The organism is Bacillus sp. ES1-5, from assembly GCF_022487605.1.
Classification (GTDB): Bacteria; Bacillota; Bacilli; order Bacillales; family Bacillaceae_G; genus Bacillus_A; species Bacillus_A wiedmannii.
In genome coordinates, this window is record NZ_JAKVPU010000001.1 from 1,154,152 (window position 1) to 1,166,741 (window position 12,590).

Here is a 12,590-nt window from a genome sequence, read left to right on the forward strand (position 1 = left end):
TTCTTCACTCTATCTCCATCAATCGTTTCGCCTCAAAATATAACACTTGAATAAATTTTTTCGTATTAATTCGTATATGGCCAGAAGTTGCTAGTTCATCCTTTGTCATTTCTGTCATCCGTTTTCTAACTATCGTAAAATCAAAAAATTTTGGAGCATAGCTTTCAAATTTTGGATTTGAAAAGTCTGTTAGTCCGAGGGAGGCTAAATGATTCAATGATTGATAAATCGCTCTTCTTACACGTTGTTCAGATGCTTTTCTCTCCTTATCTATATCTGCATCCGAAGCTATATGATCTAATTTTTTTAATGTTATTTGGTGAAAAATATCTTTTAACGCAGGGAATCCAAATTCAAATGTTTGGGCCTTTTCTTGTCCGTATAAATATTCCAGCATACTAAGTAAATCTTTACTTCCGTTCTCTCCCGCAATACCGAGTTCTGCTAGTAAGAAGCGTCCTGAATCTGATATCTTTTTTCCTTCTTGCACTGTTTCACTACGCATTTGCGGCTTTTCCCACTGAAACACATTATTTAATGATTTTTGAATGTCATATATAGAACGTTCCAAACGAATACGCTCCATCACTTTTCGTACAACAGATACTACTTCTATTTTGTTTAGTGGTTTCGTAATATAATATTCTACACCAAGTGTATACGCCTCACCGATGAGCTGTTTCGATTCAACTTGGGAAATCATAATAATTTTCCCAGTAAACGAAGAAGCTATATGACGAACTGTTTCAATACCGTCTCTCATCGGCATTAATAAATCAATAAATAAAATATCTACTTTTTTATAATTTAGCTGTTCTGCTTCAATAAATGCTCCATCTTCCGATTCTCCAATTACTTCCCCAAGATCGCCATCCTCAATAATTTGCGAAAGCATCGAACGGAAAACTTCATCATCATCTACGATATAATAAAACAAACCTATTCCCCTTCCCGCTTTAAACTGCACTCCGGTAAACAAACGATAAACTTACACCCTTTTTCAGTTTCATTGTCTTCTAACCTTACTTCTCCGCCGAGCTCTGTAACCATTTCGTGTATGTAAGAAAGTCCAATACCTGTTGACGGTGTTCCTGTTTGATCATACTTGGAAGTAAACCCGGGCTTAAATACTAATTTCTTATACTTTTGTGCAATACCAGGGCCATCGTCAATTACTTCAAAGATTACATGTTGATCTCGTTTATATAACTTAATACGAACGAGACCTCTATCTTCAATTGCTTCCACTGCATTTGCAACTAAGTTATTAAAGATTGATAGCACTGTATACACGTGATATGCAGCGTGTTCACCTTCTATATGTTTTGAAAAACGTATATCTTTCCCTAGCATTTCAGCATATTTCTCATTTATTCTTACGATCATTTCTGTAAGCTCATGTCCTTCTACATACTCAGCCACATTTTTATCTAATAACAGTTTAGATAATCCTGCAAAAATCCTTTGATTATCCTTTTTTATTTCGTGCACTTCTCCTGCTATTTTCAATGCTGTTTTACTACTGGAATCATCATCTGTCTGTAAATTTCGATATAGTTGATATGCTTCTTGTGTAATCAATTCTGCATTTTGTAACGTTTTTTTCAAGTGAACAGATTCTACATATAAATTTGAAAGGTGCATGAACATTTTTTCATTTTCTTTTCGGACTTGTGACTCTTTTAATTTCGTTTCATATAAAATCATCATATTTAAAAAGCCAAGTGCAAAGAAACTACGGAAAATAGCAATAATAATTAATTTATTCACTTCAGAAACTGTTATTGTTGTACCGAGTACTACCATATGATAAATCGCAAGTTCTGACATACTTGCGATAATTTCAATTGTAATTCCAAGGCACCCAATAACGATTGGTTTCTGATGAAACTTATTCACCCTACAAAGTGAAAAAAGACTTCCATAAATAAAATAATAAAAGAACACAGGATAACGCAAATAAAATGATTCTGTCATATGAAATGAACCTTGCATAATCCAATCAAGGCATACACGGAATAAAACGACACATATACCGACAAGAATACCTGCAGCCGCTGCTGGTATTCTTCTTAAAAATAGTAATAAAAAGAAGAAAAGCGGTGTCCCAAAGCTAACACGAAACGTATCGTTAAAAGGATGAAAATTAAGCTCTCCAGCAATCGGAACAACTATCATTAATATAATTAAAAGGGACATATCTTTCTTCCATAACTGATTCCAATTCAAAGATGCCACTTCCTATACTTTTTATCAGTAGTAAAAGTGAAAGCCCGCTTATTATATAAACGGGCTTTATTTCTATATTCTAACCTTTTCTACCGCTTTTATTTGGCGATACTCTGGCTCCCAGATTGCTTCTTTCACTGCAATCTTGATATCGTTATCACTTAAGTTCTCTCTAGCAACACCTTCTGTAACAGCAACTTTAGCTACTTCAATTGCAACCATTTCCGAGATATTACGTAACTCTTCAACTTCTGGCAAAATAGGTGCTCCTGGCTGACTTGTATCTACCATGCTTGCAACTGCTTCAGCAGCTGCTGCGAACATTCCATCCGTCATGACGCTTGCACGTACAACAATTGTTCCAAGACCAAGACCTGGGAAAATAAGTGCGTTATTTGATTGTCCAATCACATACGTTACACCGTTGTATGTAACTGGTTCAAATGGACTTCCCGTTGCAACTAATGCTCTTCCTTCTGTCCACTCGATTAAATCAGCTGGTTTTGCTTCAGCAAGTGGCGTCGGATTCGACATCGGTAAAATGATTGGTCTTTCTACGTGAGAAGCCATTTCTTTAATAATCTCTTTTTTGAATGCTCCTGCAACAGTTGATGTACCGATTAAAATTGTCGGTTTTACATGCTTCACAACTTCAGCAAGTCCGATCACATCATTTTGTTTCCACTCACTTACTTCCGCTTCTTTTCTTGCATATGGAATTTGGAAATCAAGAAGATCTTCCATATTATCTGTAACTAACCCGTTACGATCAATACACCAGAAACGCTTATATGATTCTTCTTCTGATACGCCAACGCGGACCATTGCATCTCTAACTTGATCTGCGATACCGATTCCAGCCGTACCAGCACCAAACACAACAACGCGGTGTTCACTTAAAGGTACACCCGAAACTTTCACTGCCGATAACACAGCAGCCAGTGAAACTGCACCTGTACCTTGAATATCATCATTAAATGTACAAATATCATGACGATATTTATCTAAAATTTTTCGTGCATTTCGAGAGCTAAAGTCTTCCCAATGTAAAAGTGCTTTCGGGAATTGTTTATTCACTGCTTGTACAAATGTATCAATAAATTCATCGTAAGCTTCACCAGTTATACGAGGGTGACGATTTCCAATATAAAATGGATTGTTTAATAGTTCCTCACGATTTGTACCTACATCTAAAATTACCGGTAATACACGGCTAGGATCGATACCAACTGCGGCCGTATAAACAGCTAATTTCCCGATTGCGATGTTTATACCACCAACACCCCAGTCACCAATTCCAAGTATGCCTTCTCCATCTGTTACAACGACTAAATCAATGTTTTCAGCTGTTGCACCGATATTCGCAAATGCTTCTTCAATACCTGACGGATCGTTAATTGATAAATACACACCACGTGGTTTACGGTATTCATGACTATATCTTTGAATCGCTACACCAACAGTTGGTGTATATACGATTGGTAACATTTCACGTAAATGATTTGTTAATATACGATAAAATAACACTTCATTCCGATCATGTAACGCTGTTAAGTATACGTTCTTTAATAAATCATCCGGCTGAGAACAAAATTGTTCATATGCTCGGCGCGCTTGTTCTTCTAATGTTAAAACTGCTGGCGGTAAAAGCCCTTTTAAACCTAATTCTTCTCTCTCTTCTTGCGTGAAAGCGACCCCTTTATTTAAAAGTGGTGTTGCTAATACTTCTACTCCTCTTAATGTCGTTTCTAATGAACCATTAGAAGCTACTGTAAACTTACTCATAACATCCCTACCTCTATTCATATATAGCATTTCTATATTGTAAACAAAAAAGAGGGGATTGTCCCCCCTCTTCTTTTAATTTTTCTTTAAAAGAGTTGCTCCTGCAATCCCTGGGTGTGTCATTTCGAATGGATCTAGAATTAACTCTAAGTCTTCTTGTGACAGTACACCGTTTTTCACACAAAGTTCTCGAACGGATTGACCTGTTGCAATTGCTTCTTTCGCAACGCGAGCTGCTGCTTCATAACCGATATGAGGGTTCACGGCTGTAATAATTCCTACGCTCTTCTCAACATACTCTTTTAAGCGATCTTCATTCGCTTCAATTCCTTTTAAGCAATTATCTGTAAAGGCACGGAAACCGTTATTCATAATGCTAATCGATTGAAGTAAGTTGAAAACAAGCACTGGCTCCATAACGTTTAGTTCTAATTGTCCTGCTTCTGAAGCAAGGCAAATTGTATGGTCGTTACCAATTACTTGGAACGCGATTTGATTAATTACTTCTGGCATAACAGGGTTTACTTTCCCTGGCATAATAGATGAACCTGGTTGACGAGCAGGTAGCATAATTTCCGCTAAGCCAACGCGTGGACCTGATGCCATGAGACGAAGGTCGTTCGCAATTTTAGACATGTTCATCATACATACTTTAAGTGCTGCTGATACTTCTGTATATGCATCCGTATTTTGCGTTGCATCTACTAAGTCTTCTGCACCAACAAGTGGCAGTTCACTAATTGTAGCTAAATGTTTTACAACTGCTTCAATATATTCTGGATCTGCATTTAAGCCTGTACCAACTGCAGTTGCTCCCATGTTCACTTCATATAGATGTTGACGTGATTGCTTGATACGTTTCATATCACGTTCAAGTACGCGAGAATACGCTTTAAATTCTTGTCCAAGACGAATTGGCACAGCGTCTTGTAAATGTGTACGACCCATTTTAATAACATGATCGAACTGCTCTGCTTTTAATTCAAATACATCGTGCATATAACCCATCGTTTGTAATAAGCCTTCTAATGCATTTAATGTTGCAATATGAATCGCTGTTGGGAATGCATCGTTCGTTGATTGCGCCATATTTACATGACTGTTTGGACTAATATAATGATAGTCTCCCTTTTCCATTCCTAATAATTCAAGGGCACGATTGGCAATGACTTCATTTGCGTTCATATTCATTGAAGTTCCTGCACCGCCTTGAATTGGATCAACGATGAAATGGTCATGCCATTTTCCATCAAGAATTTCTTGTGATGCTTCTGCAATAGCACCACCCTTTTTCAATTCCAATCTTCCTACATCTGTATTAGCAAGTGCTGCCGCTTTTTTTACAATTGCTAACGCTTTAATTAGACCTTCATGGACTTTGTATCCTGTAATTGGGAAATTCTCTACTGCACGCATTGTTTGCACGCCGTAGTACGCGTAATTTGGCACTTCTTTTTCACCTAAAAAATCTTTTTCAATTCGTACTCCATTTTTAACTTCAGTTAATGTTGCCATGACTTTTCACTCCTTAACGATTTCTTATGCTGCTTTTGTTTGTTTGACTGTTTCTACATATTGTTTTGCTTTCTCATTATCGAATTCGCCTTCCCACTTCGACATAACAATGGCAGCTAATGCATTTCCTAACACATTGACAGATGAGCGAATCATATCTAAAATGCGGTCAATTCCCGCAATTAACGCGATACCTTCTAACGGTAAGCCCATTGATCCCAACGTTGCTAATACAACAACGAATGATGCACCCGGAACTCCCGCCATACCTTTAGATGTTAACATGAGAACGAATAATAACGTTATTTGCTCCGTTAGTGACATGTGCACACCGTACATTTGTGCAACAAACAATGCCGCTAACGCTTGATAAATAGCCGATCCAGTCAAGTTAAATGTATAACCTGTCGGAATTACGAAAGAGGCAACGGCCTTTGGACAACCGAACTCTTCCATTTTTCTCATTATATTAGGTAAAACAGCTTCTGAACTTGCTGTCGTAAATGAAAGAATAAGTTCTTCTTTTAAAATTTTCATTAATGTAAAAATGTTTACGCCAACCATTCGTGCATTAATACCTAATACAATCACAACGAATAGTATAACAGTTACGTATACAGCTAGCACTAGTTTTCCTAAAGGAAGTAGTGTTGCTACACCAAATTTTGCAACCGTAACCGCAATTAATGCGAATACACCAAATGGTGCGAACTTCATCACTTGATTTGTAACCCAAAACATCGCTTCGAGCACACCTTCAAAAAAGTTAAAAACAGGCTTTCCCTTTTCACCGATTGCTGCAACTCCTAAACCGAATAGTACTGAGAAGAATATAATCGGTAATAAGTCACCTTGTGTAATAGACTCAAATATATTTTTCGGTACAATATGAACAATCGTTTCTGCAAAGCCTTTCTTCTCTGTTGCATCTGCTGTTTGTTTATAAGAAGAAATATCACTTTGCTGTAAATTACTCATATCTACGCCAGTACCTGGTTGGAATATATTCGCTGCAAGTAATCCCATTAAAATAGCAATCGTTGTAATAATTTCGAAATAAAGAATTGTCTTACCGCCCAGTTTCCCAAGCTTCTTCATATCTCCTACACCAGCTACCGCAACAATTAATGCTGAAATAACAATTGGTACTACAATCATCTTAATTAAGTGAATAAATATATCCCCAACTGGTGTGATATAAGAAATCGCCGTTTTATTGCCATAAAAGACTGCCCCTACTACAATCCCTAAAACAAGCGCGACAAAAATTTGTGTTGCCAATCCGAATTTTTTCATTTATGTTCATCCCCTTCATGCGAACGCTTTCAATTTGAATTTATAAAAGCTACTCACACATCATATAAGCGAACCTACAAAATCATACAAAAACCTACAAGTTCGTCACAAAAAGTTCGAAAATTTTTCTTTTCTTTTTCATTGACACCTTTTTATTAAAAAGAGATAAAATATACTTGATAAGTAATTAGATTGTTTCGTATAATCAAAAAGATATACACTTACAACAAATCGAAATGAAAAGGAGTGGATGGTATGAAAAATTATGTACAAAAATTCGTCCTATCTTCTTCTTTTCTTTTTCATTTTCTTAAAAAGGAACAAAGGCATTTGCCTTTGTTCCTTTTTTATTGCGATCTATATAGGGGGAATTGTTATGAAGCCATACAAAAGAGTCTTAATTAAATTAAGCGGCGGCGCACTTGCTGATCAATCCGGAAATAGCTTTAACTCCAAACGATTAGAACATATCGCAAACGAAATTATATCCATTATTGACTTAGGTATCGAAGTATCCATTGTCATCGGCGGCGGTAACATTTTCAGAGGTCATTTAGCTGAAGAATGGGGAATTGATCGTGTAGAAGCTGATAATATCGGTACATTAGGTACAATCATTAACAGCTTAATGCTTCGCGGCGTTTTAACAAGTAAAACAGATAGAGAAGTACGCGTTATGACTTCCATCCCGTTTAATGCAGTAGCAGAGCCTTATATTCGCCTCAGAGCAGTACATCATTTAGATAACGGTTATGTTGTCATTTTTGGCGGCGGTAACGGGCAGCCGTTCGTTACGACAGATTATCCAAGTGTTCAAAGAGCCATTGAAATGAATAGTGACGCAATATTAGTCGCAAAACAAGGAGTAGATGGTGTCTTTACTAGTGATCCAAAACATAATAAATCAGCGAAAATGTACAGAAAACTAAACTATAACGATGTTGTTAGGCAAAACATTCAAGTCATGGATCAAGCCGCTTTATTACTTGCCCGTGATTACAATTTACCAGCACACGTCTTTAACTTTGATGAGCCTGGTGTAATGAAAAGAATTTGCTTAGGGGAGCATGTGGGGACATTGATTAATGATGATGCTTCATTGCTTGTGCATGAAAACTAATTATTTCTCATTAAAAAAGGGTGTCTATAAAAGACATCCTTTTCCATTAACCTTTATAAATAAAAATCCACTAATCCTGCCACTTTCTCCTTACAACGCTCCCAAAACGATAACTTCTCAAAAAACTCTTTTGTCATCTCTTTCGAATCACGAAAATCTTCTGTTAACGCCTTATTCACTTCTGAAACAATTGTTCCACCATGAATATACAAATTCATCTCATCATTTATATAGAAGCTACGTGCAGTTATGTTCGTTGTGCCGATAACAGTTAGTTCATTATCAATCAGCATTAACTTCCCATGGAACATCCCTTTTTTATAACCATATACCGTAATCCCGTTATTAACTGCTTGACGAATATAAGGATACGCTGCCTCTTTAATAAGAGGAATATCTGGTTTATATGACCATAGTATTTTTACTGTAACACCACGTTTTTGCGCTTCAATTAAAGCATTCATAAATTCTTTATTTTTCGCTATAAAATAAGGCGTTGTAACGACAATTGAATGCTTCGCTTGTTTTATTAATTCGATATATGTTTCAGCGACGTGATGCCCATTGTAGCTAACCATCGTATGTAATGTATTCCCTTTACTCGCTTTATTCGTACTTCTTTTTATATGTTCTTTCGTATCTCGTTTCCAATCTAAAGCGAATTGTTCTTCTAAATCTTTTGCGCCTTCTCCTTTAAGCCGCACATGATAGTCACGCCAATATCCAAACCGCTTATCTTTCCCTAAGTACTCATCCCCAATATTAAAACCACCCGTATAGCCAATCTCTCCATCAATCGTCGTAATACGGCGATGATTCCGATGGTGAAGTGAATAAAATCCGAATGGCAATTCAGGTTTTCTACTATATGTAAAATGCACACCACTTTCCCGCAATTCATTTATCATCTTTCTTTCAAATGATAAATCATTAATGCGATCCACTGATAAATAGACATTTACTCCGTCTTTCGCCCTCTCTTTTAATAAGTTTAAAAAAGTATGGCTACTTTTATCATCCGACAAAATAAAAAAATACGTGTAAATAGATTGCTTCGCTTCTCTTATATCAGTAAATAACTGTTTATAAAATGACTTCCCTTCTACATATAATTGAAAGTCACTATAATGAGGGGTATACTCTGTCGGCATATTTTTCCCGGCTTCCATTTTCCTACCTAAAGTAACATCAATATGCATCCAAATTAAAATAAAAACGAAAATAGTAATTACAATAGAAGTAACTCGCAATATTTTTTTAATCATTTTGATTTCCTTCCACTCATTTTCTTTCCACCTTTCTATTTTGTCATTCAAATTTAGATTTCATGCTCCATACAAAAAAAGGATGCGACTTAACGTCACACCCTTTTTCCATTAAACAAAGTTTCTCGCATCATTATTTCTTCCAAACTTATAAATAGCAATTAAGAAGAATGCTACCGCAAAGGCAAATAAGATTAAAATATTTAAATACAAATCTGAAATCGGAATTCCCTGTTGTAGTTTTGATACTGTGTCTAATAGCCATCTCTGCGGAAGAAAATCAGCTAATTTTTGTACCGCTTTTGGCATAATGTCATACGGAAAATAGCATCCAGCAAGTAAACATGTCGGTACAATGATCATATTTTGCAGTGCATTTGCCGATGCTGAGTTTTTCGAAAAAGCAACAAGGACTAACGATATTCCAATCGCTATTAAAGCAAATAGCATGAGTACACCAATCATCACTATGAAAGGCATATTAATATTTATATGAAAAACATTCGTTAGGAATAAGATTGTAATCAGAATTTGTACTGTTAATATCATCATATTCACCCCGACATTAGATAATATGAATTTCTTCCCATCTATCGGCGTTGATAAGAGTCTAAAATACGTTCTATTTTCTTTTTCTTTTAAAATATAACCTGATAAGTTCGCTGCTGAAAATAGCATAAACATAATAAGATAACCCATCGTTTGGTTTGTCATATCTTTATTTTTCGAAGTATCTTCTAGCGTCTCCGTTTTCATTTTAAATGAACCTTTTTGATATCCTGCGTACATACTATCAAATGCACTTTGATCTGTTCCTGCTACTTTACTAATCGCAGCGATATTATCAACATAATTATATAAATATGATGTTATAAATGCTGTTACTTGATCACCTTTAATCGATGAAATTTCAATATGAGCTGGTTTCCCTTCTCGAACACTTTTTGAAAAACCAGAATCTAATGTAATAACTCCATCAAGTTTTTTGGAAGTGAGTTTATCTTCTACTTCAGATTCTTTAATTTTACTTACCTTTACATGATTTAATCCTTCTAAAAATTTCACCGTATCATTTGCTATAGATTGATTTTCTTTATTTATAACCCCGATATTTAACGTCCCTTGCCCCACATTCCCATACATTGAGAAGGAGATTAGCGTTCCGATTATCGGCAAACTAATAATAATGAATAACCCTTTTTTATTTTTCAAAAGTACAGATAACGTTTTTTGTATGAGCCATAAAATATCTTTCATACTATAGCCCCTCCCGTCTACGTAATGCAATAATTGCAATTAATAAAAAGAGTGCCGAAATGCCAAGATTTAAACATATTACCGGCAGTGCTGCTCCTACATCATTTGCATAAATAATTTTCATAACAGCTGTGTTTGCCCACGTTAATGGTGATAATTTCGTAACGAAATTTTCTTCTATTACGAAATATGCACCACCAAAAATAGATGCTAATTGCACAATAACCATAATAATCGCTCTAGATGATTCCGGTGTTTTTGTAATATATCCAATTCCTAAACCGAAGCTAATTGCTAGAAAGATTTGTGTTAATAAAATAAGAAATATGATTCCAAGATGGTCGCCCCAATTCGCTTGAAAAACAAATTTACTAAATAACATGACGAGTAATATGCACAGAGCATTTGCTACTAGGCTACCAAGTACTTTTCCAATGAATATTTCAGCCTTACTTATAGGTGCAGCAATGAGACGATCTCCTGTTTTACGTATTCGTTCTCCACGAATTAAAGAACTCGCTCCCATCGCAGCATATAGTGCAATCATCGTTGTCATTACAACCGCGTAGTAATCCATAGAACCTGGTTTTTTCGCAGCTTGTAAAGATGTTTCTTTTATATAATCATTATGATTTCCGCTTGAAAAAACTGTGCTCACCTTACTAGGATCTACTTTTGCAACTTCGGCCGCTACATTGTACTTATCAACAAATGTTGTAAGCATACCTTCCACAATACTTCCCTCAACACTACTTTTGTCACTTCCATAAAATTTTGCACCATCTTTATTTAATTCTACATAAGCAGCATATTTATTTTGCTTCACTTCTTCTTTCCCATCTATACTGCCAGAAGCTTTTTTAAAATGAATACCCGATTTATCGACTTCTTTCGTAAATGCTTCGAACGTTTGAGAAAATGTGCTACTCGCTTCATCTTTGTAGAGCACTTGTATATCTTTAATCGCTTGACTATCGCTATCAAATGCATTCGTTAATGCTGTTCCTAACACAAGCATTAGTACAATCGGAAATGCTAACATAAAAACTAAAGTTCTTACGTCCCTGAAATCTCTTTTAATATGCATAACTGCAATATTGAAGATGTTCAATTGATGAACCCCCCTTTACCTTTTCTTCATTTACCTTTTATTTATCTCGTAAGTTTCTTCCAGTCAACGTAAGGAATACTGTTTCTAAGTTCGGAGCCTGCTCCTCTAACGAACGAATTTCAATGTCATGATTAATGAAATGCTGAATAATTTTATTTAAATTATTTACTCCTGCATCCGAATTTACCTTGATTACGTTCTCTTCAACTTGAACAGATTTCACACCGTTTATCTCTTTTAACTTTTCTACATCTAAATTTTCTACTGACTTCACTTCAACCCAAATGTCTTTCGTATCAGTAATAATCGCTTTTAACTGTTCTTTCGTACCTTCTGCAATCACTTTACCGTGATCTACAATTGCTATTTTCGTACAAATCTCTTCTACTTCTTCCATGTAGTGGCTCGTGTAAATAATAGTGCTACCCATTTCATTTAATTTTCGAACCGACTGGAGAATATAGTTTCTTGACTGTGGATCAATTCCAACTGTCGGCTCATCCATAATAATTAACTTCGGTCTATGAGCAATCGCACAAGCGATATTCAGTCTTCGTTTCATCCCGCCAGAAAAGTTTTTCGGGTAACTTTTATGTTTATCACTAAGTCCCACAAATTGAAGTGCTTCCTCTACTCTCGCTTTTAGTTCAGCTCCTCTTAACCCGTACAGTCCAGCAAAGAATTTCACATTTTCATAGGCAGTTAACTCTTCATAAATCGCAATATCTTGTGGAACGATACCGATATTCATCTTCGCAAACCGATTATGTTTCTTTATATTTTTTCCTAATATGCTAATTTCGCCTTCATTACTTCTTAACAACCCGGCAATCATATTTATCGTTGTACTCTTGCCAGCACCATTTGATCCTAAAAAGCCAAATATTTCTCCTTCTTTAATAGATAAAGACATATTATCTACCGCGATGAAATCACCAAATTTTTTCGTTAAATTTTTTATTTCTAATGTATTCATCATTTCACCCCTATTTCGATTTCTCTGCTTTTAGTA

At 35.7% G+C, this 12,590-nt stretch carries 10 protein-coding genes; 1 reads left to right on the forward strand and 9 read right to left on the reverse strand.

Features of this window, described 5'->3' with window-relative positions; all coding sequences use genetic code 11:
* Positions 1–4 precede the first annotated feature (4 nt).
* From MKO96_RS05845 to MKO96_RS05865, 5 genes are all read right to left on the reverse strand, one after another.
* Positions 5–937: a response regulator gene (locus MKO96_RS05845; RefSeq protein ID WP_087980125.1), complete on the reverse strand. Its 933-nt coding sequence runs from the start codon at positions 935–937 to the stop codon at positions 5–7.
* 2 nt (positions 938–939) lie between these two features.
* Positions 940–2,238 (reverse strand): sensor histidine kinase, encoded by a 1,299-nt coding sequence (locus MKO96_RS05850; RefSeq protein WP_240586980.1) that lies wholly within the window; start codon positions 2,236–2,238, stop codon positions 940–942.
* A 63-nt stretch (positions 2,239–2,301) separates the two neighbouring features.
* The gene (gene malS, locus MKO96_RS05855; protein WP_240586981.1) at positions 2,302–4,014 is read right to left on the reverse strand and encodes an oxaloacetate-decarboxylating malate dehydrogenase; all 1,713 of its coding nucleotides are present in this window, start codon (positions 4,012–4,014) and stop codon (positions 2,302–2,304) included.
* Positions 4,015–4,089: 75 nt separating this feature from the next.
* Entirely contained in the window at positions 4,090–5,529 is a 1,440-nt protein-coding gene (gene aspA, locus MKO96_RS05860; RefSeq protein ID WP_240586982.1) for an aspartate ammonia-lyase, read from the reverse strand.
* A 24-nt stretch (positions 5,530–5,553) separates the two neighbouring features.
* Positions 5,554–6,825 (reverse strand): cation:dicarboxylate symporter family transporter, encoded by a 1,272-nt coding sequence (locus tag MKO96_RS05865; RefSeq protein ID WP_240586983.1) that lies wholly within the window; start codon positions 6,823–6,825, stop codon positions 5,554–5,556.
* A 376-nt stretch (positions 6,826–7,201) separates the two neighbouring features.
* Here MKO96_RS05865 and pyrH point away from each other — a divergent pair, with 376 nt between their 5' ends.
* Entirely contained in the window at positions 7,202–7,945 is a 744-nt protein-coding gene (gene pyrH, locus MKO96_RS05870; protein WP_000806134.1) for a UMP kinase, read from the forward strand.
* Between the two features lie 53 nt (positions 7,946–7,998).
* Here the strand turns inward: pyrH and cls are convergent, their stop codons facing one another.
* From cls to MKO96_RS05890, 4 genes are all read right to left on the reverse strand, one after another.
* Entirely contained in the window at positions 7,999–9,210 is a 1,212-nt protein-coding gene (gene cls / locus MKO96_RS05875; RefSeq protein WP_240586984.1) for a cardiolipin synthase, read from the reverse strand.
* Positions 9,211–9,321: 111 nt separating this feature from the next.
* Positions 9,322–10,467 (reverse strand): ABC transporter permease, encoded by a 1,146-nt coding sequence (locus MKO96_RS05880; protein ID WP_240586985.1) that lies wholly within the window; start codon positions 10,465–10,467, stop codon positions 9,322–9,324.
* A gap of 1 nt (position 10,468) precedes the next feature.
* Positions 10,469–11,578 (reverse strand): ABC transporter permease, encoded by a 1,110-nt coding sequence (locus tag MKO96_RS05885; protein ID WP_087980119.1) that lies wholly within the window; start codon positions 11,576–11,578, stop codon positions 10,469–10,471.
* Between the two features lie 37 nt (positions 11,579–11,615).
* Complete coding sequence (locus MKO96_RS05890; protein ID WP_240586986.1) at positions 11,616–12,554, reverse strand: ABC transporter ATP-binding protein; 939 nt, start codon at positions 12,552–12,554, stop codon at positions 11,616–11,618.
* Positions 12,555–12,590 lie beyond the last annotated feature (36 nt).